This is a genomic window from Gimesia aquarii, assembly GCF_007748175.1.
Lineage (GTDB): Bacteria > Planctomycetota > Planctomycetia > Planctomycetales > Planctomycetaceae > Gimesia > Gimesia aquarii_A.
Map to the genome: position 1 here is coordinate 3,758,288 of NZ_CP037422.1, position 22,898 is coordinate 3,781,185.

The window sequence follows — 22,898 nt, forward strand, 5'->3', positions numbered from 1 at the left end:
ACCATTAACTCAAACCTACCGCCATCCACTTCAATGCGTCAAGTCCAATATTTTCTTGAAGCCCCTAAGGAGTATTGTGAGACACTCAAACCCAGGAAAGGTTATATAAATCATAAAAGATACAGATGACTCGAAACATCAGATCAAATTCTACATCACGGCAGATGAGCACAACCTAAACAAACTGTCCGCAGCGCTCATGAATACAAACGATGGCTGAGTTCTGTCGTGATGTGGCGATAAAGGAATCCCACTATTTGACAAAGAGCATCAAACGACCCAAGGAAAAAGTAGCGCAGATAAGAGTCCTCACTGACACGATAAACTATTCAAGGCCATCGCGTCCCTGTTATGGGTGATCAGTCTAATGTACTCGTTCTCATAGATCAGGATCGTCACCAGAATGCGAAAAACTTAGACGGAGTTTTCCATGATCTGCCCTCGGTTGTCCCCCATTCGGGGGACATGATGGCCTCTAGAAATCGATAACATCTATTTTGGTCCTGTCCCATTCGTTATAATCAGGCTTGGTTTTAATTTTAAATTAAAAAGTATTTTTAGAGTCCGACATCAGACTTAGAAAGGAGTCTAAGATGATCCTGACAAACGCCACTGTTAAAGGTAATCCATTTACCCCTCTCAACTGGAGATGGGAAATAGCAGAACAGCTTTTCAGTGAACCAGATCTCGATGAAATACCTGAGCATCAGGTGACCCGGGATGCATTAACCTACCTCAAAACCGGGGACAGACTGAAATTCCCCGAGATTCATACTTCCCATCAGATATTTCAGGAAGACGGTCTTCGCCGCGCAGAACTTGAGGCAAGGATTCTGGTCGGACAGTCTGACTCAAAAATTGCAGGTTTCTGTAATCTCACTCCGGCAGTGGTTCAGGTTTTCGCCGATCTTTTCTTTTGCGTGCGTGACTTCCCTGGAACCTCTGACTGGAAACTTATCAAGACAGTCGGAAAGCCACACTTTCGAGGATACTGCAATCACAATCTGCGGCAGATGTGGAACTGGTTCGGCCTGACAGGGCAATCGGAAGTATTAAATTGGGTGATCCAATCTTACTATGATGAATTTAAACCGGATGATGAGCCAACCCTGAGTGTTTATTTACGCCCTACTTCCAGTGTAGACCTAGGACTACAGGCCCTCATAGCAGAACTGGCAGCTCCGATCTTTCATCGCAATAACAGATGGGAGGAAGAATTCATGTTCTATACACTATCGATTAAGCTGCTAGCCACGCAAGAAGAGAAGGACAGAGCGTTACAACAATACAAAAAAGACCGTGTAAAATATGTTTACCAATCTTTGACGGGACAGATTAAGAGCCAGCCCCCTAGACGAAAAGTAGACAAGACAGCTTCTGGTTCACCAGAAAGATTAATTAAAAAGATCCAAAAGAAACTGAGATCTCTGGAGCTCAGTGCCAGTTAGACCCTATTTTGCCCCTTTTTACTGGACAGTACTGGGGAAAAGGAAAAAACGTAGTGCAACAACATGGAGGATTACATTGAGTTGGGATAAGAAGAGAGGAGAACGCCAGTATTACTACAAAAGCCAACGCGTTGATGGCAAACCTGTTAAAATCTATATTGGTCCTGGAAAAAAAGGAGCCGAAGCAGAGCGGCAGGACCAGGAACGTCGTCTGCAACAGCAGCGTGACAGGCAACACTGGGAGACTATCCTATTCCAAGTTGACCAGGCTACGTGTCACACGACGGAATTAGCTTCCCTAGTGACGCTGCTGTATAAAACACTGCTAATTTCCTGTGGCTACTATCTCCACAAAGGACATGAATGGAGGATGCGTAAAAATTATGACGGAGCAAACCAAAACACCCAGTAAAGCCGAGCAAGAGGCCTTGGAGTCAGTCATCAAAAAAGCCAACTCAGGTGACCAGCGGGCTCTCGGTAAACTTCGAATATTTCTTGATCAACAGCCCCAGATCTGGAACGAGGTCGGTAACATTGCCAAAATTGCCGAGAAAGCATGGATCACGCTGATTGCAAAAGGCAATACCCTGGCGCAAGAGGCTCTAAAGAAAAAACTGGCTGCACTCAATCAAGAGATCCTAGGGGACTCGAATCATATCTTTGACCAGATGCTGGCAGACGTGATTCGAGCGACCTGGCTGGAGATGCATTATCTAATGAGTGTTGATGCTGATGCCACCAACAGAACTGCTGGCCAGAGTACGTTGATGATGAAACGCCTTGAATCGGCACAACGCAGGCACTTATTGGCAATCAAGCAGTATTGCCAGATCAAGAAACTTCTATCGGGTGAAAACCAACAGTCCGATCTTAAAATCTTGAAGCACCGTCAGGACAGCGCTTAAGTATTCCATGCTCCCCTGAAATGACAACATGCTTATGGGCGTTTCTGTACTGATGATAGACAGCCAATCTTGACACCGGCTGGCAGAAATAACGGGAAAGCTCTAAGTTCTGGCGAGAAACTTTAGTCGCCCGTAACGGGTGACACTTGTGACGGAAAGTGATCGGTAATGCACCAGTAAATAGTTCCACAGTCCGCGTCTGGCGTGTCAAATCAGTTCTTATTTTTACTCGCCCCCCTTTGACATTCATTCTTTTACCAACTGATTGACGAAAATTGAATACCATGTTTCTCAGTAAGCTTAGACCTTACTTGTGAACTCCTTTGATTCAAAACGTAGTTCAAATTGTTGATAACGTCATTAGACCTTGCATCATTTTCGGCTAACGTGCCCGAAATATCAGCCAAGCCTCCTATAATATTTCCACTATATCCATTCACAAAAGACCTGATAAACAATTGCTGTTCTTGTGTAGAGCTTTCCTGGCAGTGCCTAACAACGCTTCTAAATGATCGTGCCACTTCCAATCCCCATTCCACCGCTATTGGGTCAACATTTTCAGTCGGCAGTTGTTCTATGCGAGTTGCATACCTGTCGAAATAGTCCATTATCTCTTTACGGTTTTGAATGCGATGTCCTCCTGAATCGAGACATTTTGGTACCGCATTCCAGTAATTTAAGGTTGCCATCTTGGCTGGATCTGAAGAGTTGGTAGGTAGATACCTGTTATAAACCACGAATGCAATGAAAACACAAATCAATGCTGGGATCAAAGCATCATATCCTTGTTCTCCTTTTTTAATTTTACCTATCGCTGTACACCCCAGTAAAAAACTTCCAAGCCCAAGTAAGATAATGGCAATCCATCCCACGCCCCAAATAAAGTTAGTCCAACCAAAGAACCATACGAGGCCTATAAGTATCGCAGACAGAATTCCTAGTCCCCAGTAAATATCAGACTGATCAGTTTCACCATTATTCTGTGAATCGCAATTATCAGTCGAAAATGGCCCCTCTATTTGGTTACCCCTTGCATTCACCCTTTTAGTATTGGGATTTTCTGCTTGCATAATTTGGTCGCTCCTGCCTAAAGGAAAATAGTTACTCAGCGATAGTTCCTTCCAGCGATCAGTCAGGTATACCTGGTACTTAAGCGCATGAAAAAGGACGCTGAACCACAACCGCTCCAGACAACCCCCGCCAAGGGGCACCAAAGAACAGCACATGGCCAGCGCCCCATTCGGGGCGCGGCTCAAGGGCTGCTTCTTTGGTGATATGAGCCGAAGCTCAAGTGGCGGTATTTGTCTGGAAGCAGACTTGACGCTCACGCGTCGCTCAAATTGTATTCATAGACCGGTTTTTCCCGGTGTACTCTCCTGTCATATTTCAACTACAACGATTTCAGTTAAATTTATACATTCGTTAACAAATCCTATACAAACAGTGTAGCATATTCAATAAGCCGACCTGCAGGACGTCGACCATTCTCGATGATTTTACCAGGGGGTTTTGAAAATAGATGTAGACACGATAAAATGTGCACACATCTCGGAAAACGTCAGTGACTTGTTTTTATGTCATGGAATCCCGCATCTTAGTCATAGTGACGTGCCCCCACGAATGACACCAGTCACATGACTTGTATGTTTGACTTGTCAGGATCAGACGGTGTAATGGACATTGCCGTGGAAAAGACTTCTGAGCGTAGCGAAGAAGAATTTTCCACGACGGCAGATCGACCATGACTGGGTCTTTCAAGACCGACACTAAGCAGGATCGTCGCCGGCTTTTGGATTTTAGCCCGAACAGCCGCCAGAGCCGATATCTAGATCATGCTGAATCGAGCTCGTATCTGCAAGACAGAGACAACTCCATGAATGATTCGATCACCTCATTTGTCGGTATTGATGTTGCCAAAGATTCGCTCGATATTTGTATCCTCCCTGAAAAGACACATTATCAAGTTTCCTACAATGAGAAAGGGATCAAACTACTGGTCAGCAAACTGCCTGATGTGGGAGCGTGCTTGATTATTGATGTGGGAGCGTGCTTGATTATTGTTGAAGCGACAGGTCGATATGAGCAACGCGTCGTTGTTGAACTTGCGGCCATAGGTCATTTTGTTTCCGTTGCCAATCCGCGTCATGTTCATCACTTCGGAAAAGCTATGGGAAGCCTGGCAAAAACCGACAGGATTGATGCAGAGCTTATCGCACTGTACGGGCAACATGTTCGACCAAGAACGCTCGCAAAACACCATGAAAAACAGACTGAATTGCAACAATTGGAAACCCGTCGTCGTCAACTGATCGATTTGAGAACAGCTGAAAATAATCGACAGGAACTGCCTACTTCCAAGCTGGTCCAAAAGAGTATTCAAAAGATAATCGATATGTTGCAGAAGCAATTTAAATCGATAGAAAAAGAAATTGCGAAGTTGTTAGCTTCAGACGATATCTGGAAAGACAAGGCTGAAATCATCGAATCCATTCCAGGGGTTGGTATGGTTACTGTCATTTCATTATTGTCCAGTCTCCCAAAATTGGGATTCTCAATCGCCAGGAAATATCCGCACTGGTTGGTTTGGCTCCTTTCAATCATGACAGTGGTGGCTATCGTGGAAAGCGTTCTATCTGGGGAGGAAGAGCTTCAGTTCGTAGCAATCTGCACATGGCTGCTCTGGCTGCCCGACGATGTAATCCTGTCATAAAAGCATTTGCCAAACGACTTGAAGCTCAAGGAAAACCGTTCAAGGTGGTAAACGTAGCCTGTATGAGAAAGTTACTTGTAATCCTTAACACACTCGTCAAAACAAATTCGCGATGGAGCCCAAATTATGCCCAAAAACAACTTGACTAATAACACAGCCGCTTAGTGTCCTGTTGTTTTTATAGCTGTTCTGATCGCCTGTTGGAGCGGAGCGGAAGCAGGCGATCAGAACAGCTTCGCTTCCTGTACCGGGGCTCTGTAGCCCAGTGAACTGTGCGGTCTGATGGAATTGTAATCTCTTCTCCAGCGTTCGATCAGCACTTTGGCTTCCCATAACGTATCGAAGATTTCCCCGTTGAGCAATTCATCTCTCAGCTTTCCGTTGAAGGATTCGATGTAGCCGTTTTCCCAAGGACTGCCTGGTTCAATGAACAACGTCTTCACTTCCACCCTGCGGAGACAGTCACGAACACGCTCAGCCTTGAACTCGGGACCATTCTCACTGCGAATATGATCCGGGATTCTGCGACGGACACCCAGACTGCCTGTTAAGTGAAACGGGTTCAATCTGTCTTTACAGTTGAAGGCCGTAAAAGGCCAGTCTACTCACGTCGCTTCTCTACAAAACAGAAGGCTATATACTCTTCGTCGATTTTGTCTCGCATCGCTCCAGCGATGCGCCGGACGATTCAGCAAAGTCGACTTCGAGCCGGCCTGCCTATTTCACGATGGGACTTATTTCCTGGGCGACTGCAAGAACGATCTCAATCGGTAAGATCAGAAGTTCAACCAAAACCTGCGTTTCTAATGGTCGGTAGTTGCATAATTATATACTCAAGTTCATCTAAGAACAGCCCCTCATTTTCATCGAGTGTGGAGCTCCTTAAAGTAGATTTCTGGAACTTATGGTTCGACAAGTTCTTTCACAGTCAAGTTTGAGACAGGGATCAATAAGGAATTTTACTTATTCCCTTTAGTTTATATTGAGCCACTTTAACTATACGCATTTTTATGCTACTGATAAATACATGCACAGACAAGCATGCTCCTGTCTTGAAGTATGATGTAAACAACCGATGCAAAAACATTTAGTGAAAAGAGGTGAAGCGTTGTCTACAAATGATTTTCCTGACGACAAAAGAGACCCAATCAACGTAATCATTGAAGCATGGCGAAAGGGACGGAGAATCGTGCCACTTCTGGGGTCAGGAATCTCTGTCGAATCGGGAATTCCAACGTTGTCCCAGACTCCACAATATCTGGCTGCAACATCACATTGCATTGCAGAGGGGTTATTCGACTTTTCATTCAGTCGATCTAGAAAGAAGGAAAACGAAAAAACTGACAGGTCGGAAATCAGAATCAATCAATATCTGCAGAACTTTGGCTGGCCAGATTACGATTCTGTAATCTGGCACATTGGTTCTGATATCAACTCTTCCGAACAAAGTCAATCCGCATTTGAGCTCAGCAGCAAGCTTGACACGATACTGAAAGAGAAGATGCACGAAGTCGAATATGACCAAAGAGCCCTGGTACTTAGTTTTCATGAATGGTTGAAGGGAATTAAAACCGAGTTATCAAAGAAGGCCCGAGCAGAGTTTGAATCAGCAATAAAAAAGCAGGAATTAAACGAGTATATTCCACAATGGAAGCCTCTCTTATACAGCCTGGCTGACAGTAATCCAGATACGATCGATTCCTTTTTTCGTTTCCTGGTTTCGGAAAGAAAACCGGGGGTCAGTCACAGGCAACTGGCTTCGCTAAGTAAGCTGATGAAAATTGATTTAATCCTGACGATCAATTTTGATTCGCTTCTGGAAATTGCATTGAGAGAAGAAGGCCTGTTGCCGTACGTTTACGATATTGCCAGAGAAAATGTGCTCCCCCACTCCTCGTTACTGAGTGATCAGCTGTCATTGTTCAAGCTGCATGGTGGTGCTTATGGATTACTTGTGGGTGAATCGCTTGATCGCTCGCTCGATCAGGAGTCTCGCTCTCGTATCCAAAGTTACCTCAAGGACGATTCACTGTTGGTGTTACTTGGAATCGGTGGTAATGAGCGCCGCGTGAACGAAATCGTTGATATCAGCCTCCCTCTGAGTGCTGCAAACGGTTCAGAAGAACAAACACGCGCGATCTGGATACACCGGTCTGCGATACCTGAATACTTTGCAGGAAGGCCGAGAGGAGCATTCCTGACAAAACAGTGGTATGACCCTGGAAAATTTTTAACGGAACTTTATTTTAGAGCTGCGAAACATCAGACACGAACCAGAGTGCCTTATGCTGCGCATACAACACAACCCCATGGTCTCGAGAGTCCCCGGGTAACAGATGCGGTCAGCGATAACGATAATCATAAAAAATCGGACGCCATAGGTTTTAGCGGTGATGAACTTTTCAGGAAGCAGCCATTTCATATCGTAAGTCCTCCATTCGAATCGGACCCCTCTAAGCAAAGACGGTTATGTGATATCTCACAGAAATTGCAGGAATTGGCACGCAATTGTCGTGGATACCGGGTGCTCTGGATAGACTGTGAATCTTTCCAGACGATTGGTGGCCTGGTATCCCATATTCTTGAGGCCTGTAGAAACTCCGACAGAAAACTCCCCCATATTGTTCAACCCACGGGAACACATGAACGTTCAGATGAAGTGGATAAAAAGGAGAAGCCCTCTTCCGTAAAGAAAGCCATTCGTTCTGTTCGCCGGGCGCTTTCACGCGATACCTACGTGCTGGTATTGGACAGTATGGGCAGCTTCGCGCGTCCCATGACACTACATCACGGGGTTGTCAAGTCCAGCGTGGAGCGTACCGGATATCGCCTTCAACAGTTTCAGGAATTCATCGAAGCACTCATTTTGCCTGCAAACAATGGCTTTTTTAGTGGGATAGGCAGTTCCGCGATCTGTCTCGGGTTGACCCCCGTAACATGGAGATTTCAAGAAGATATAACTTTAGTATCAAATGGGCCCCATGATACCGAATTGGGGGAACTCTTTACCATGGAATTAAAATGGAGGCAGCGTCTCAAAAAGATATCTGATAAGCCTAAAACGCGATACCTGTATGAATGGCATGAATTCGATTATGCAGAGCATACTGATGATGCGCTTGATATTCTGCGAGCCCTGGGAAAGTCACAACAGGTTGCTCTTAACGACGATCATGTTATTGCGTCGCTTTTGTCAGTATTTAGAAGACCGCGCAACGAACTGATGGTTCGAGAGTTACTTTACACTTTTTTTACCAGCCCTACTTCCGATGACAATTCCATCGAACAACGGATAGAACAGATTGTTACGCTCAACAGCTCTGGTCTGGACTCATTGCAACGTCTCGAAGGAGGCTATATCTGGTTTCGCAACGACGTACGAGATTCGCTTTACGCGAAACTATCTAAGTTTGCACCCGCACTGACTACAGACGGCAAGCCCAGAAATGAAGAGGACAATGAAAAAATTATCCAGACGCTCATCACACTGGTGTCCATTCACCGTTTTGCGGCTGATTATTATTATAACGAGCTTTTCCTTGCGTCTCATGATCCTGAAATGTTTCTCGAATATCTTTATCATCAAGTGTCATTCATTCGGCAGCTGACATCTTTAAATCTTCTACTGAGCAATACCGCTTTTAAAAAGTCCTTTGACAAATTCACCAAGCAATGCCAGAGAAATAAGGTCCCACTTTACTCTCAATTCTGGGAGTACCTTTTCGCTCAGAACACAAAAGGAAAACTAAGAAAATATATTTCAAACGAGAGAAGTCAGCATATCTGTTCTCTTCGTGATTGTATCGAGCGAGAGCGAGATTTTATACTGACTTCTTTCCCTGCAGATCGAGCTCTTGAGGCCATTTCCTCTTTTTTGACTGAAGACTTACAAAGAATTTCCTTAACATACCAATCTTACAATACGAAATGGAAAGAGCTGAAGGAATCGAGAGATAGTTCTGCAGAAGAGATCGAACGGTTTTTCTGGACCTTGTCGGACCTTCGAGCGCGAGTCTTAAGAGAGAAGTGTGATTTTGGCGGCTGTATTCGGGAAAGATTGAAGCAGCTGTTACTCGTAGTATTCTCTGAAGGACGAGGTATTGATGAAAAAGGTCAGATTAAATCATCAATTAAATTAGACAGTCCTCTACCACCGGCAGAATGGAAGTTGAATAAGAAGGATAATTTATCTGAAATGTCAAATCAGAGTATCACCCAGTCACTCACTTGGAATGAGAAATCCATATCAGAGATTTTTAAATGGCTGGAGAAGCGGATGAGCAAAATGAAACCCCATCATTCTTTGAGGCTGATCAGAATTCTGATAGATATTGGTAACTGTATTCAGAATGCTTTTGGCAGTAGATTAGCCACTCCGATCCTGGAGTCAGTACCTCTGCTTTATCAAGCCTTTCATTCTGAGAAAGAGATAGAATCCGATGAAGTTTGTAATCAGAAAATACAACATCAACTTCGTCTTATATCGTCATACTTGAAAAGGGAGAGTACGCATCAGAGTTTTATTTCATCATTAAACAAGAATTATCCTCAGAGCTACCATAGTCTATTAGAACCCCACAAAAACCTTTTTAAGAAGTACAATGAGTTAATACAATTAATTGATTCTACATCACATTATCATGCTCGAAAATATTTCACGGTTCTTGCCCGTGCTTTAACTCTTCGCGGTCGAATCATTCGGCAGAAAATTCGCTATGCCGATTCAGGCAGTATGGAATCAGAAAAAATCACTGATCGGGACTGGGCTGAATTATTTAGTATACTGAATCGAGCTCAGGTTGGGTTGGATGATCGGCGCGGGGCTGATCGAACCAGTCTGGCTGTGATCTCACTTGAAAAAGCCAGATCATACCTGCTCCGCGCCCAAACTCTATTTGAGGGTGCTCTGAAAAAACAGGTGTATGGTCCTCTCATACTTGATTCCGATGACCGTTTCGTTGCGAGCTATCGACAGCATTTGTTCCTTGTCGATCCACGTCTTTGTATCGAACAGCGATTGAACGACGATAAGGAACTCACTCCAGTTGAAACTACACTCAAAGATCGCTTTAAGACGGATCAAGGCACTTTAGATCTAACGAAGCTAATTCAAGCAACTTTAGCTATTACAAGTGCCCTTCACACTAAGATAACCCACTCAGCGACAACAGTCGAATCGTATTCGATTCTTGATGAGCCGACGATTCAAGAATTTTTTGAATCGCAAGCAGAGGGCTATGAAGTAGTAGTCGAGATACTCCAGATTGAAGACATTCCATTGAATTCAAATTGGGATTTACAAGATAAAAAAGAAGATCTATTTTTACTTTGTTCAGAAAGAATCAGACGGGCTGAGTCGACCATCTCAGAAGCAACAAAATGGCTGACGGGAGGCAGGCGTAATGTCTGGTGGTGGAGAGAACTCGCCTTATTACGGGCTGAGGTTTTATTATTGAAATTATTGTATACGATCTCCCGTCAATCGATCAAAGGGCAGAAGGAGCGGACTGATATCCGACGACAATTCATTGAAGCGTTAACTGCAATCAGTGAAGGGGTCGATTGTATTCATGTTGTAGATGAAATTACCGATGACATGGATACTTCTATTAGAAGAGCAAAACGTGAATTCAAACATGTTCACTTGGGAATTTTAGTCGCTTTTACGTGTTTGACTGCAAAGTACTACGTTACTTCGAACAACGATGTCGATGTCGATAAAGTCTACGAAGAATGGAGCCATTTAAATGATTTAGGGGGGCTTCCCAAACTAAGAAACAGACAACAAGAATTCATGAAGGATCAAATTTTGGATTGCGCTAAGAGGCTTAAGCAAGTATGGGTTGAATCACGTGATATAGACAAAAATTCGGAACCAACATGGATAGTACAACTCTTATTTGCAATGAAACGAATCCGAACGCAAGCAGTCTTATCACGAATGAACTATCAGAACAGTTTTCCGGAAGAGTAGTCGTGCTCTGGAAGCATTCGCTAATAAAAATACTACCTTTGCGAATCGAAGTCTGGTCAGCATCATTTTAAGATTCTAGAATCGTTTGAATATGGGCTATCGCCATTAAAGCAGCTGCTCTTGGAAAAGAGCAGTTTGGGCAATTCTTGTTACGGTCCACGATCTAGAAACCCGAGATCAGCAGAAGTATCGAAGCCACAACTGTCAAAAGTCGACGGACCGTGAACACTGGCAAAAACAGACTTGGAAGATTTGGAATGCTGGTCTTCTCTAACAGAGTCATCTTCACGGCCTGAATTGCATACATTTTTTACTCGTAAGCACCAAGCGCACGCTTCAGATCTGGTAATGCTCTGATAGATAAAATAAAAGCCCCAGGTAATCGAGAGTATGAACATCTCAAAAAAACCTGTCTGCCCTCACCTGGATCAAACCAATATGAGGACAGCACAGGGCTGCACGCGTTAACGCTTGTAACGGTGATCCGGTATTCGAATCTCACCAGTCAGCAGAGATGAACCGACCAGTAGAAAACTCATCACGAGGAATACCACCCAGCTCCCGGTCAGCAGAGCTAAAAGTACTGATACTCCAAGGCTGCCAGTTAAGTGAAACGTGTTTAATTTGTCTTTACTGTTATAGGTCATGTAATCTCCCACAGAGTTTTGTAAACTAAGCTGACCCTGTCAGCGATGGCTTTTCTTAGAAGCTTTCTAAATGCGAACTCAGGTGCAGACGCTCTGATCTGAAGTCAGACTACGGCTCCAACCCTGGCTCCGTTCGCGCAGTTGGGATATCAGGTCCCGGATATGAGATACGGTTTCACTCAAGCCGCTACAAAGAGATTTCATTTGAGTCAAAACCTGATCCGTTTCGACGACCTGCCTCTGTTCTAACTGAAGTTGCTCAATCTCACGTTTCCGCTTCGTCCGAGACCGGGTTGGCGGTTGAGAAACAGAAGTGGACTCAATCCGCACAGCATCAGACTGGGGCCGCAAAGCATCCACCTGAGCAAAGAGTGCCCAGACATAGATCCGATGCTCGTCCCTGCAGAAAGCCGGCGTATCCGATCCACTCAGACTGATCGTCCGAAAGCCCAGTTGCAAAGCACGCCTGAAATAATGTCGACTCATGTTGGCCCGCAGATGTTCCCCGGATTGCTCCGAGCGACACAGGATATAATCCAGCTGCTGTCCCTGCCCTGCTTCACGGGCACACACCGTGACATCCCCATTCAAGTCCAGGGTCACTTTGCCGGAATCTGCCTGGTGAAATGGCTTGGGCTTCAGGGCAGCACAGATAAACTCGGCATCCTCATCAGAGACCTGAAGAGAAGCGATTGCTTCTGGACTTTGATTCACCAGTTCCATCACATCGGGAAAACGCGCCTTCTCGTTGATCCGCAGCCAGATTGTCCAAGGTCCCGATCGGAGTGCCACCCATTCTGCAGTCTTGCCGACCTCGACCGACTTTCCACGTCCCATTTCCCGACTGCACAGCAGGCGATTAGCAGGAATCTGGAACTCCTCTTCCCAGGGGAACTGGAAACCCTCTTGAACCAACAGCTGCCTGCCGTCTGTGCTGATCACCTGCCCTGCAGAACCACGTAGCTGCAGATGATCCAGTGCATAACGTGCCGAATCAGTCGTCACCGTTTCGCAGACATCCCCCAAAGCAACCATTAGACGGGACTCGTTGAGCTCAAAGTGATCGGGTAGTGCCGGAAATTCTACGCAGGCCGCTGTCGGGTATTCCATCAATTGCGGGATACCGGCTTCCTGCCATTCGACTTGAATTGCTTTCCCCTCCCGCTGAATCTGGACCAGATCCGACTGGGGACCGTAACAACATCGCAGCAGCCCAAACGGAGCGACCAAGTGCTGGTTCTCCAGTCCCTCAGCGGGAAGACGATATTCCAGTGCTACCTGCTGATTGGAGGTCCGAATCCGCAAGTGATGCTGGTCGACCAGAAATTCGACTGGCGGACCTGTTTGGCGGCTGGTAATTCCCAGTCCGCGACTGAAGCCGGTTTTCAACTCACGTATTAAAGAGCGAGATACTTGAATCATTGTTTCTCCTGTGCGATTAGTAAAACTACCCACCCGCTAACAGCCACCGGATGGGCACGGAAATAACTGCTATGCGAAAGAGTTCACAGAACAGGCTGGTTTATGAGAGCGACATTCCGCTCCAAATCCACTTGATCCCAGTCCAGGATCTGAGGCGGCAGGTTACAGGGCTCGGGATCAAAATTGACAATCGTGGGATCTGCCAGACTGAAGCCACGAGACTGGACTTCTCGAAGATCCTCACCGGTAGCTCCGGCGACCTGCTGTTCGAGTTGAGTTTGTGTCATTTGCATTAACTCCTGTTAAGTTTAGGAAAACGCTGCTCCCTTGGAGCAGCGTGAATACACACCGCCCCGCAGGGCACATCAGAGATACTTCTACCGCGAATTCGTCAGCCAATGCATCTCCAGCCACTCCCGTTCCGCGTGCAGGGCATCACTTCGATTTCGATAGGGGCCCAGTAACGGACCTGCTACTGGTGACAGGTCGGTAGACCAGTTTCCCTGCTGATCCGGCTCGACATAAGAACCACGTTTTATCTGCAGCCGTCCGATGCCATGCAGATCCAGCATTTCGTCGTACAGGCACCGCACGACACCATCTGTTTGAATCAGTATTTGCATGGGTCCTCCACTTATTTGGGTCGACGCTGGATATTGCGACGAGGTCGATCCACCAGCAACTGATCCAGGTGGTACTGCACTGCCGACATTTGAGAAGCCACTCGTCCGCGCACATCCTGACTATCACGCAATTGCTGCGGATTCACACCGGCAATAATCTGCCGGGCATTCGCCACCAGTTCATCCAGCTGTTCGTTGGAGCGGATATTGAGCTGACGAAACCGGTCAAAGAAATCCGTCAGGTTCGTGACCGCAGTATCTCGAAAGACCTTGGGCTTCCCGTCCTGTCGCCCCGTCAACCGTTCAGTCAGATGATCCACCATCTGGGTCAGCTCACTTAAAAACGCTTGCTCTGCGAGCTGCACGGCCTCATCAAACCGAGACTGCACCCGCTGGCACTCTTGTTCGTAGAGTTCCGGATTCAGTTGCCGGAGGTAATTCGGCGGCTCTACTGATGGGTAGTCATGCTCAATTTCAAACATGCCGATCAACGACGGTGGATAGTCATCCGGATTGAATAAATCTCCCAGCCGATCCCGGGCCGCATTGCGCAGTTCTTCATAGTGCCGATCCAGTTCGGCAACTGCCTCATCCAGCTCACGGCGAAAATCCGCAATCGACTGATCAAAGGCTGTAATTTCATCCTGGCGGATCAGGCGAATCCCTGGTTCCGGAAAAGGGAGCGACACGCCTTTCCAGTATGCAATCGCACGCCCCCGGATCGCCGTGACCGCCTTGAATGCGGCATGCCTTGTATCCAGCAGCTTCTTGCCAGCAGAAAGGTATTTCCCCTCGGCACCGAAAGAATCTGCTGCCTGGTTCTTCTGCTGGGCCGTGAGCGACTTTCTCACTCCCAGCCAGGTAAAGCTCAGCCGGGCTGCCGCCATGGAAGAACGCAGTCGCTCACTGGGAGTGACTGCCGTCTCAGATGGGGCTTCTTCAAGTAATGTTGTCATATCAGTATCTCCAGAAACAAAACAAGCCCGTGAATGACGACACTACGTCACGCACCGGCTTTCGTGGACTTGAAATGAAAATGTGAATTTAGTTAGTTCTTGGACGCTTCTCGATTCACACTACGTCGCGAGCGGGCTTGTTGCTGTGGCTTCCGGTAAATCCCCGACTGATTCGCCGAGAGACAACGACCACTGGCCCAGGACCGCAACTGACTGACTGATTCCGCTGCAGTAACTGCCACGGGAACCACGTTCTGAGCGGCCTGTACCAGGGGCAGGTCCAGCAGTGCCGCCAGACGACAGCAGGACTTTATTTCCGCCCCCGTCCAGTTCTCATCATCTGGCAGACACTGGTCCCGGTTGAGTTCATACTGGGTCAGATACAGATCCCAGATAGCGGCTTTCTCTTCCTGGCTGGGCAGGTCCAGAAAGAAGATCCCGTCAAACCGTTCGCTGCGTCCGAATTCCGGTGGTAGTTTGGAAACGTCGTTCGCCGTACAAACTACAAACACATCAGACTGATGATCGGCTAGCCAGGAAAGAAACGTCCCAAACATGCGGGAAGAGACACCTGAGTCGCCACTGCCGTTGAGTCCGGAAAACGCTTTTTCAACCTCGTCGATCATCGCCACGCAAGGGGCCATCGCATCGATCACTTGCAACGCCTGACGAGTTCGCTCCTCAGACTGACCTACCAGCGAACCCATCAAGTTCCCCACATCCAGGTTTAACACGGGACGTCCTACCTCCTGCCCCAGTGCTTTACAGAACTGTGATTTCCCGCAGCCGGGAGGAGAAAGCAACAACACGCCCCGTGGCCGCTTCTTCGGATCATCTCGACTCGGTTGCAGCAAAGCCCGTTTACAGAACGCCTTGAGGGCAATCAGTCCTCCCAGCTGACTGAAATCGTCATCTCCCCGATTCAGCGAAAGCAGGCCGCTCTTCTTGAGCGTCTGCGTCTTGAGCTCCCAGACCGCACCAGCAGTGATCCGTCCCTGTCGGACCAAACTCAAGCTGAAAGCGTTCTCTGCTTCCATGCGAGTCAGTCCCGCTGAGGCATCGAGTACCAGCTGCAGAGCATTTCCCTCCGGCAACTCCCCTGCCTCGGTGGCGATCCCCCGAGCGATCTCTTCCAACTGCCCCCGATCTGGTAACTCATGTTCGACCACAACGAACATTTTTTCCAGCTCAGTTGGGATCTGGACGACGGAAGATAGGACCACCAGGATCGTGCGGTTTTGCTTACCGGCGATGATCTGACGCGATAATGCCTGCGCAACTTCTGCTGATTGTATAAACCGATGAAAGTTCTGCAGAACTAAGATCGCCGTCCCATCAGGTGTCGCCAACGCGTTGATCGCACGAATGGCTGCCAGCGGATCGGAACTGGATGCCTCCGTCTCACTCTGTCCGGGGATGTTCAACCCAGAATCGATATCCCAGGTAGCAAGTTGCCATTGTTCGTCACGGCAGAGTTCGGCAATTTCTGTCAAAGCTTCCTGGTGTTCGTGGGATTCGATCCAGATTCCTGTAAAACAGGCTCTCACATATTCTGTTAATCGAGCTCGAATACTCAAGCGGACCTCCCTTTCAATTTAAAAAGTACTATTTAGATTGGATATGCTTCAGGACTGCTGACGGTTTGTTTGCTGCTGTCCCAGTTGCTGATGAAATTCAGATGTCAGCTGCTCTTCTGTCCGCTTTCCCAGGGCTGTTTCAATAAACCGACTGGCTTCGCGGCACCCTGCTCCAGAAAAACCTTTGGTTTCAACACGGGTCTGGCCATCTGTAGCGACAGTGATTTCGATGATTCGAGTCATTCAGCACCTCCCACCTGGACTGTTAACTTGATCGAACCATCAGCCTGGGCCTGCTCCGTCACAGTGTGCCCTTTACGACGCGCCTCGATGCGAGTCTTTTCGACGGCATAGACCTGGAGAAATTGGTTCAGGTGACTCCGATCTCCCCATCGCCCCTCAAAGTTGTCATACTGCAGCTGCCCACTGGCTGTATTGCAGACCACTGGATACCGCCACTCCGGCAACTCCACTCCCAACCCGGTGGCCTCACTGCTAAAGAGTTTGAACGTGTCCTGGACAGGCTCCGAGAGTTTGAGGCGGTGACAGGCCGAAGTAACAGCAACCGGGTCCCGTACCTCGGTCTGAATTTGAACAATATGTGACATGAATGAACTCCTTCTAGAAAATGAATCATGGAAGACTAGCTATCTGGAAACAAAAAATGCCCTGAAGCAGTCTGCAAAGAGACTATTCCAAGGCATTTGAAGCCATCCGTTCTGATCACAGATTGCGAAAGGTGATACCTGTGATTTTGAACTAAACCTATATACGTTAGGATTGAGATCAACAGAAGTAAATCATCAACTCTCAAATCGGCTCTGATTCCTGTACTGGTAAACCGATCATTTAAACCTCTGAGGTTTCCCACAAATTTTACTACTCGGTCGTCACTTCCTGAACAATAAGAAATTGACCTCGCCACAGAGAATGGAAACACCAATTGCAATAACAATGAGTCCTGCAATTCTGTTTGCCACAGGTCTATGCTCCGGGTTACCTCTCGTATCATGGGCTGTCCCGGTCAACAACGCAAAACAGCCCATTAAAACCACGGCGAAGCCGCCAATGAGTATCGCATATGGCTTCATATCGCGAATCCAGTGATCAGCTGGTATCCACCGTTGCACCAGAATTGAGACCCACACTAATACTGCCACTACTCCGGCCAGAAAATTCCAGCCTGGCAATGGCATGACAGCGTTCCTGTACTCCTCGACAGGGTCTGTTTTTTCAGGGACGAATCCGGGAAATAATCCGATTTCAAATGCCTGATAATTTCGACCGTCTTCATGAATGATTTTGGTCCCAGGCTGGATATAGTCCAGCTCTACATATTCCATGAGTTCGTTATAAGAGTAAGGTCCTGCAAGCAGGCCCTGGTCATCATATCGCCACTCTGTGGCCTCCCGGTTTTCGGGAACTGGATATTCTGTCATGAGGTACGTTCTCCTTCAAAGTCAGGATAATCATTACGGGGCTTATTAATGCGCAAGTACCTTAAGTGAGTGGCAGAAAACGGGCATTCCGCCTCAGCCAGAAAAGTGAGGTGAGCATAAACGCCCCTTCGCTCAATGCGACAATGAATACAAAATAGTCGAACAGCTCAACTGCTACGGTTTTTGAGACGAAATGGCTCTGGTCAGCCATAGCACTAATCACAATCGCCCAGAGAAAAAATAGTAGATAGACCGCAGTTGCAACTACGATACTGAGAATAATAATATTCGGTCCTGAATGGCTTAATGCTCTGAGACGAGCCCCACCGATGAACAGTGAAATCGTCACCCCCATTGAAACAAGCATGCTGACAAATATCGCAAAAGCCTCTACTCCTACCAAAGGAGCGTTTTCGTCTAAATCGGTACCGTAGGTAATTCCTGCGATAACATAAAGGCACCAGAGCCAGGGAGAAATCTGAAGTGTATAGATACAGATCCAGTTTGCCATGGGTGGCAGCCTGGGATTGGTGAGTAAGGGCTCGATGGAATAACTCTCCACAGGGGGAACTGGAGGAGGTTGCAGAGCGGATTCTTCAGTTCCAGATTCGAACTCACTCCAGGCAGACAAAGGCTTCCAATCTTTCTCAATTGATGAGTAGACATAATCTGCCAAGCTAATTCGATTTGAGTTCAGGGCATCACTGATTTCCTGATGAGACAGAGGGCCTTCCGCCACACCATTCTTCGCCAGCCACCAGTGGCTCTCCGGATTTTCAATCGTTTTGTTATTTTCTTCGTGCATGGAATATACCGATCTTTTCTTAAAGGGTTCTTGCAGTTGAGTATGCGTTTCTCAGGAAACTGAAGTTCTTATTGATACGAGTTCTGCGCATACTCAGTTCTTTGTGTTTCAGCCAGCCCTGAGTAAAACTCTCGATACAACTGCTTACCTGTTACCGGGAGTTTAAACACACACTATTTGGACATATTTACACAAACAATATGATACTTATAGTCCGTGGTTTTATCGTCGCTGTCAAGTGTTAAATGCTTGTATGGCAAAACGAGCAGATATTCTGGTAAGATTTGGACAGCGAGTACGAGAACTACGCAAAGAGCAAGGTTACTCGCAAGAGAATTTTGCCTACGCTTGTGAGTTGGACCGGACCTATGTTGGCGGGATCGAACGGGGAGAACGAAATCTGTCCCTGCGGAATATCGAGCGGATCGCCGAGACCCTCGATATCAGTCTGGCCAAGTTAATGGAGGAAGTTTGAGGGAACTCAGTCTGCTGGAGCATCAATCAGGACCACTCCCAGTTGATCAGAGTCGTCCGTCATTTCCTGATTGGCTGCATCGGGAGAGCCAAACAGACGGGGAATTTTGACCTTGGTTGCATCACAATGACACACAGCATATCGCAGCCGTGCTTGAATCAACTGCTGTCGCAACCGCTGAATGTCTTCTCCTCGCCAAGGCGGATCTATTCTGAGACCACCAGAATAGACAGCGAGCATATCTGTATCTTTTAGATCCATTTCCTCATACCAGAACTGCAAGGCAGCTCGGATCAACGTAATTTCTTGTCTCTGTAGCATACCGCTCCTTTCTTAGAACCGTGGACATGGATTTTTTAAATCAACGGTCTGGTAATAAAAACGCCCTGAAAAAGACTTCAGAGAGACTATTCCAGGGCGTTCGTATCTATCAGTACCGATCACTGATAGTTAAAGGCGTCACCTTCATGTATTCTGCCACAAATATCGGTGAAATTTAGATTTTGAGTGGGTCTTATTCATCTAATGCGAGTCACTCGCGTGGAGGCAACAACAATCATTGCCTGGGGCGAAAGATAATATCATCATCATGAGAATGGACGCCATTCCTGCGGATTTTACCATCTGCCTACGAATTTTGAGTTCTTTCGACAGCTTCAATTCGCTGATTTATTCACCCAGCATCTGCTTGGTTGCAGGTGATTCATTGACAACAGAATCGAAGAAATCCCGAAAGCGCATTCCTTTTGGCCCTCGAGGAATCAAGTGGTTCCGGACCAATCATTTTCGACCATTGACGGTGCCGCCAGTGCATTCACAGCGCGAATGGGTGCAAGTGGATCACCCCATATCTCCCTTCGAAGTTGTCATACTGCAGTAGGTCACTAGTAGTGTCACAAAGGACCGGATACTTGCCACTTCGGCAATTCCACACCTAACCCGGTAGCCTTGGAGCTGAATAGATTGAACATATTGTGAACTGGTTATGTCAGCTTGAGATATTCAGAAACGGAAGAAATAACAATCGGGTCACGTACCTCGGTCTGAATTTGAACAATATGAGACATATTGGATATTTCCTTCATGGCTTCATAGTACGCTTAAAATTCATAGGGTCTAATCTTTTCGGATTAGAAATATCAGAGAACTCTTTCTAATTGTTGGAACGCATTAGTGCCAAGCGTTGTGGATGAAAAATTAACGCATTAGAATTAAACGCTAATCCAACAGATGCCAACACTCAGATCATCTGTTTGTATGCGAAAAAACACATTGTATTACCAGGCGTTTGTGGAACTTAAATCATAAAAATAACAAGTCAAAACGTATTCTCCATTTGAGCTTTTATGATCAGATAAATTTTTTCGATCAGAATATAAACTCTACTAAGGAAACCAGACAACTTCTCCCTGGAATGTCATCTTTTAATTTCGATTGATTTCTTCGATTCCGGGTTGACTGGTAACGTTACTTTGTGTTTGTAATTCGTATGGGGAAAAGATACTTCGAGGTCAATATTATCTGGTTCGAATGACAAACCTCCCTTTGGTGAAGAAAAATGTTTTGTTTCTCCCTTCATCCAGGAATCATGATTCCAGTACCAGCCTTTCGATTGTTCTCCTTTTCGAAACGTAACATTAACGCGACATTTGGGAAGAAATGAAACTCCGTTCAAAGTGAATTGAGCACCACGCTGTGTATCCCAGAGAATGCCTGATTCATATGGCTGGTAAGTACCATGAAAACTCAGGTCTTTACAGAGATAAGCAACATCTTTATCTTTTTCCTCTCCCTTATACACATAATAGATCTGAGTCGCGAACTGCGGTGAATAGATTGTAATATCCAATTCTTGCACGTTTGTGACGGTTGTCTTTTCCACATTTCGCCCCAGGATTTTCTGTCCGCCTTGATACCGCCCCCACATACTGGTATCCGTAGGCCATGTTTTCAGGAAATGTACGTTTTTTCTAACCTCTCCGCTCGTTCCAGTCAATTGCACCAAAATAGTACAATCTTCAAGTGTTTCCCCAAGGTTCTGCAGTACAAGCCAATCGTTTGCTCCAGAGTTTCCCCAAGATTCATTAAAATCGACTATGATACGACCGGTTGAATCACTTAAGGTTGCCGAATACTTTCCAGCAACTTTGGGAAGCAACTGTAGCGCCGCATCAATTTTATCCATGGAGGCAATCAGAGACTGTAATTCCACATTCAATGCATTCAACTTCGCCTCTGCATCAAGTCCACGGTGATATCCACCTACAAAATTACCAAAGAATCCATCAAGAAACGAACCTACAAACAGTGTTCTTGCATCGGCGGGCTTTGGTAGAGAATTCAGGTTGTCAAGACGTTTCAATATTACAGGGATCACATTTTGAACTTGCTCTGTAAGATACATGATCTCTTTATCGTTCGATTTGATCTCACGTAAGTCCAATAAGGCTGACTGAAACTCCGCCATAATTTCTGCTATTTCGCGCTCATTCCGAAATTGAACTGGATCAGATTTCATTTCCATCCCAAGGTGCGAAGCAAGCACTCGATATTCTTCAGGCAAGGGTTTACTTGAGGGTGTCGAATACTTAGGGAGATTACTTGCCGTTGTGTCTCTACCACATCCCGAAAGAATGAGAGCCAGAGATAATATGCATACAAATGCAATTTTTTGATTCACCGAAGTGATGCTCTTGGTGGCGCAGATTATTCTACTTGATGGTTGCAACATTGATTTCTCCTCGTTCAAGGACGAATATTTCTGAATAACTGCAATCTGATTGTCCAATTTTACACCTAATAATGATACTTATAATCCGTGGTACCATTGTCATTGTCAAGTGTTAAATGCTCGAATGGCAAAACGAGCAGACATATTGATAAGATTTGGTAAGCGAGTCTGCAATCTGCGCAAAGAGCAAGGATACTCTCAGGAGAATATTGCTTATGCCTGTGAGTTTGACCGAACCTATCTAGGCGGGATCGAACGGGGAGAAAGAAAACTTTCATTAAGGAATATTGAGTGGGTTGCTGATACTCTCGAAATTAGTCTGACCGAATTGATGGATGTGGTTTGAGAAATCTTAGATTGCTGGATGAGCAACCAGGAAGATCCCCAGTTGGCCAGAGTCTTCAGCTATTGCCTGATTTGCATCTGGAGGATCTTCAAAAAGACGGGGGTTCTTTATGCTGGTCGCATCATACTGGCACAAAGCATATCGCAATCACGCTGCCAGTAACTGACAACGCAAAAGCTGGATGTCTTCCTGTCCCCATAGCGGCATTATTGAGAAACTACCAGAATATATCGCGAACAGATCTGCATCTTCGAGATCCATTTCTTCATACCAGAACTGCAGGGTAACTCGGATTAACATGATTTCTTGGCTTGTTAGCATACTGTTTCTTTCTTGGAATATGGGCTCTTTAAGATCAGCGGCGTGGAGAAAACCGCTTAGAAACAGCTTAATAAGAGACGATTTCGGGACGTTAAAACAATCCTTTCCGATTGCTAATAGTTAACGACTTTCCTCCATATAGTAGTATGATGCGGAAACTAGTGAAATTTAGTATTTCGGGCATTAGTCATGAAGCACCCACTACCACTTAAGCGGTTTGCTTCCATCATTTTTTATCAATGTCCCTAATTAAGAAGGCAGATATCGCTTGTCAGCCAATAAGTCCGACAGTTAACACAGATCTCTATTGACTCGATTGAGTCAAAGTCCAGCAGTCAATTTCACCCTGAAGCTATTTTCGTTGCTTTCCCACAGTTATTTAATCAGTTGATTTCCATTAACCAAAGACTTTGGTAGGCTGTTAGACGATTGAACCTTACTGGCAACAAGTTCATCTAATATCAACACATCTAGAGCTTATACTTCTGAGGCACCGGACGGTGGTCAGAAAAAAGCCGG

General features: G+C 46.2%; 20 protein-coding genes and 2 pseudogenes. 8 read left to right on the forward strand and 14 right to left on the reverse strand.

Annotated features, from left to right (window positions below; translation table 11 throughout):
• The first annotated feature begins 593 nt into the window (after positions 1-593).
• Genes V202x_RS14430 through V202x_RS14440 form a run of 3 tightly spaced genes read left to right on the forward strand, consistent with a single transcriptional unit; the run spans position 594 to position 2,353 of the window.
• Positions 594-1,448 carry a hypothetical protein gene (locus V202x_RS14430; RefSeq protein WP_145176117.1) on the forward strand — a complete coding sequence of 285 codons (855 nt, stop codon included), beginning with the start codon at positions 594-596 and terminating at the stop codon, positions 1,446-1,448.
• Positions 1,438-1,860, forward strand: a complete 423-nt coding sequence (locus tag V202x_RS14435; protein ID WP_145176120.1) for a hypothetical protein — start codon at positions 1,438-1,440, stop codon at positions 1,858-1,860. Before V202x_RS14430 ends, V202x_RS14435 begins: the two co-directional genes overlap by 11 nt.
• Complete coding sequence (locus V202x_RS14440; RefSeq protein WP_145176123.1) at positions 1,832-2,353, forward strand: hypothetical protein; 522 nt, start codon at positions 1,832-1,834, stop codon at positions 2,351-2,353. The genes V202x_RS14435 and V202x_RS14440 overlap by 29 nt, the downstream gene beginning before the upstream one ends.
• A gap of 254 nt (positions 2,354-2,607) precedes the next feature.
• Here the strand turns inward: V202x_RS14440 and V202x_RS14445 are convergent, their stop codons facing one another.
• Positions 2,608-3,423 (reverse strand): hypothetical protein, encoded by an 816-nt coding sequence (locus V202x_RS14445; RefSeq protein ID WP_145176126.1) that lies wholly within the window; start codon positions 3,421-3,423, stop codon positions 2,608-2,610.
• Between the two features lie 803 nt (positions 3,424-4,226).
• Here V202x_RS14445 and V202x_RS28145 point away from each other — a divergent pair.
• A pseudogene (locus tag V202x_RS28145) lies at positions 4,227-4,631 on the forward strand (transposase); the annotation flags it as partial.
• Positions 4,632-4,936: 305 nt separating this feature from the next.
• Entirely contained in the window at positions 4,937-5,212 is a 276-nt protein-coding gene (locus V202x_RS28150; RefSeq protein ID WP_409996661.1) for a transposase, read from the forward strand.
• A gap of 75 nt (positions 5,213-5,287) precedes the next feature.
• On the opposite strand, the pseudogene V202x_RS14460 reads toward V202x_RS28150, so the two are convergent.
• Positions 5,288-5,593, reverse strand: a pseudogene (locus tag V202x_RS14460) (integrase core domain-containing protein); the annotation flags it as partial.
• 545 nt (positions 5,594-6,138) lie between these two features.
• Here V202x_RS14460 and V202x_RS14465 point away from each other — a divergent pair.
• Positions 6,139-11,037 (forward strand): SIR2 family protein, encoded by a 4,899-nt coding sequence (locus V202x_RS14465; protein ID WP_145176132.1) that lies wholly within the window; start codon positions 6,139-6,141, stop codon positions 11,035-11,037.
• Between the two features lie 725 nt (positions 11,038-11,762).
• On the opposite strand, the gene V202x_RS14470 is transcribed toward V202x_RS14465, so the two are convergent.
• The 9 genes from V202x_RS14470 to V202x_RS14510 form a co-directional block, all read right to left on the reverse strand.
• Positions 11,763-13,106, reverse strand: a complete 1,344-nt coding sequence (locus V202x_RS14470) for a hypothetical protein (protein ID WP_145176135.1) — start codon at positions 13,104-13,106, stop codon at positions 11,763-11,765.
• 83 nt (positions 13,107-13,189) lie between these two features.
• A complete protein-coding gene (locus tag V202x_RS14475) occupies positions 13,190-13,393 on the reverse strand; it encodes a hypothetical protein (protein WP_145176138.1) in 204 nt (67 codons plus the stop codon).
• A 90-nt stretch (positions 13,394-13,483) separates the two neighbouring features.
• On the reverse strand, positions 13,484-13,729 hold the full coding sequence (locus V202x_RS14480; protein ID WP_145176141.1) for a hypothetical protein: 246 nt from the start codon (positions 13,727-13,729) through the stop codon (positions 13,484-13,486).
• A gap of 11 nt (positions 13,730-13,740) precedes the next feature.
• Positions 13,741-14,685 (reverse strand): hypothetical protein, encoded by a 945-nt coding sequence (locus V202x_RS14485; RefSeq protein ID WP_145176144.1) that lies wholly within the window; start codon positions 14,683-14,685, stop codon positions 13,741-13,743.
• Between the two features lie 92 nt (positions 14,686-14,777).
• On the reverse strand, positions 14,778-16,262 hold the full coding sequence (locus tag V202x_RS14490; RefSeq protein ID WP_145176147.1) for an AAA family ATPase: 1,485 nt from the start codon (positions 16,260-16,262) through the stop codon (positions 14,778-14,780).
• 48 nt (positions 16,263-16,310) lie between these two features.
• Positions 16,311-16,505 (reverse strand): DUF2997 domain-containing protein, encoded by a 195-nt coding sequence (locus V202x_RS14495; RefSeq protein ID WP_145176151.1) that lies wholly within the window; start codon positions 16,503-16,505, stop codon positions 16,311-16,313.
• The gene (locus V202x_RS14500; RefSeq protein WP_145176154.1) at positions 16,502-16,870 is read right to left on the reverse strand and encodes a DUF1257 domain-containing protein; all 369 of its coding nucleotides are present in this window, start codon (positions 16,868-16,870) and stop codon (positions 16,502-16,504) included. Before V202x_RS14500 ends, V202x_RS14495 begins: the two co-directional genes overlap by 4 nt.
• A 282-nt stretch (positions 16,871-17,152) precedes the next feature.
• Entirely contained in the window at positions 17,153-17,701 is a 549-nt protein-coding gene (locus V202x_RS14505; protein WP_145176157.1) for a hypothetical protein, read from the reverse strand.
• Positions 17,702-17,762: 61 nt separating this feature from the next.
• Entirely contained in the window at positions 17,763-18,506 is a 744-nt protein-coding gene (locus V202x_RS14510; protein WP_145176159.1) for a GYF domain-containing protein, read from the reverse strand.
• A gap of 253 nt (positions 18,507-18,759) precedes the next feature.
• On the opposite strand from V202x_RS14510, the gene V202x_RS14515 reads away from it, so the two are divergent.
• The gene (locus V202x_RS14515; RefSeq protein WP_145176161.1) at positions 18,760-18,981 is read left to right on the forward strand and encodes a helix-turn-helix domain-containing protein; all 222 of its coding nucleotides are present in this window, start codon (positions 18,760-18,762) and stop codon (positions 18,979-18,981) included.
• A gap of 6 nt (positions 18,982-18,987) precedes the next feature.
• Here the strand turns inward: V202x_RS14515 and V202x_RS14520 are convergent, their stop codons facing one another.
• Both V202x_RS14520 and V202x_RS14525 read right to left on the reverse strand, forming a co-directional pair.
• Complete coding sequence (locus V202x_RS14520; RefSeq protein WP_145176163.1) at positions 18,988-19,302, reverse strand: hypothetical protein; 315 nt, start codon at positions 19,300-19,302, stop codon at positions 18,988-18,990.
• 1,096 nt (positions 19,303-20,398) lie between these two features.
• Positions 20,399-21,661, reverse strand: a complete 1,263-nt coding sequence (locus V202x_RS14525) for a hypothetical protein (RefSeq protein ID WP_145176165.1) — start codon at positions 21,659-21,661, stop codon at positions 20,399-20,401.
• Between the two features lie 175 nt (positions 21,662-21,836).
• Here V202x_RS14525 and V202x_RS14530 point away from each other — a divergent pair, with 175 nt between their 5' ends.
• Positions 21,837-22,058: a helix-turn-helix domain-containing protein gene (locus tag V202x_RS14530; protein WP_145176168.1), complete on the forward strand. Its 222-nt coding sequence runs from the start codon at positions 21,837-21,839 to the stop codon at positions 22,056-22,058.
• A gap of 147 nt (positions 22,059-22,205) precedes the next feature.
• Here V202x_RS14530 and V202x_RS27485 read toward each other — a convergent pair whose 3' ends face one another.
• The gene (locus tag V202x_RS27485) at positions 22,206-22,379 is read right to left on the reverse strand and encodes a hypothetical protein (RefSeq protein ID WP_197992874.1); all 174 of its coding nucleotides are present in this window, start codon (positions 22,377-22,379) and stop codon (positions 22,206-22,208) included.
• Positions 22,380-22,898 lie beyond the last annotated feature (519 nt).

Bases quoted from the DNA above. Each gene is read 5' to 3' on its own strand.
- V202x_RS14430 (WP_145176117.1), top strand. From the start codon at position 594: ATGATCCTGACAAACGCCACTGTTAAAGGTAATCCATTTACCCCTCTC.
- V202x_RS14480 (WP_145176141.1), bottom strand. From the start codon at position 13,729: ATGCAAATACTGATTCAAACAGATGGTGTCGTGCGGTGCCTGTACGAC.
- V202x_RS14515 (WP_145176161.1), top strand. From the start codon at position 18,760: ATGGCAAAACGAGCAGATATTCTGGTAAGATTTGGACAGCGAGTACGA.
- V202x_RS14475 (WP_145176138.1), bottom strand. From the start codon at position 13,393: ATGACACAAACTCAACTCGAACAGCAGGTCGCCGGAGCTACCGGTGAG.
- V202x_RS14530 (WP_145176168.1), top strand. From the start codon at position 21,837: ATGGCAAAACGAGCAGACATATTGATAAGATTTGGTAAGCGAGTCTGC.
- V202x_RS14470 (WP_145176135.1), bottom strand. From the start codon at position 13,106: ATGATTCAAGTATCTCGCTCTTTAATACGTGAGTTGAAAACCGGCTTC.
- V202x_RS14440 (WP_145176123.1), top strand. From the start codon at position 1,832: ATGACGGAGCAAACCAAAACACCCAGTAAAGCCGAGCAAGAGGCCTTG.
- V202x_RS14510 (WP_145176159.1), bottom strand. From the start codon at position 18,506: ATGCACGAAGAAAATAACAAAACGATTGAAAATCCGGAGAGCCACTGG.
- V202x_RS14485 (WP_145176144.1), bottom strand. From the start codon at position 14,685: ATGACAACATTACTTGAAGAAGCCCCATCTGAGACGGCAGTCACTCCC.
- V202x_RS14465 (WP_145176132.1), top strand. From the start codon at position 6,139: ATGCAAAAACATTTAGTGAAAAGAGGTGAAGCGTTGTCTACAAATGAT.
- V202x_RS14495 (WP_145176151.1), bottom strand. From the start codon at position 16,505: ATGACTCGAATCATCGAAATCACTGTCGCTACAGATGGCCAGACCCGT.
- V202x_RS14445 (WP_145176126.1), bottom strand. From the start codon at position 3,423: ATGCAAGCAGAAAATCCCAATACTAAAAGGGTGAATGCAAGGGGTAAC.
- V202x_RS14500 (WP_145176154.1), bottom strand. From the start codon at position 16,870: ATGTCACATATTGTTCAAATTCAGACCGAGGTACGGGACCCGGTTGCT.
- V202x_RS14505 (WP_145176157.1), bottom strand. From the start codon at position 17,701: ATGACAGAATATCCAGTTCCCGAAAACCGGGAGGCCACAGAGTGGCGA.
- V202x_RS14520 (WP_145176163.1), bottom strand. From the start codon at position 19,302: ATGCTACAGAGACAAGAAATTACGTTGATCCGAGCTGCCTTGCAGTTC.
- V202x_RS27485 (WP_197992874.1), bottom strand. From the start codon at position 22,379: ATGCTAACAAGCCAAGAAATCATGTTAATCCGAGTTACCCTGCAGTTC.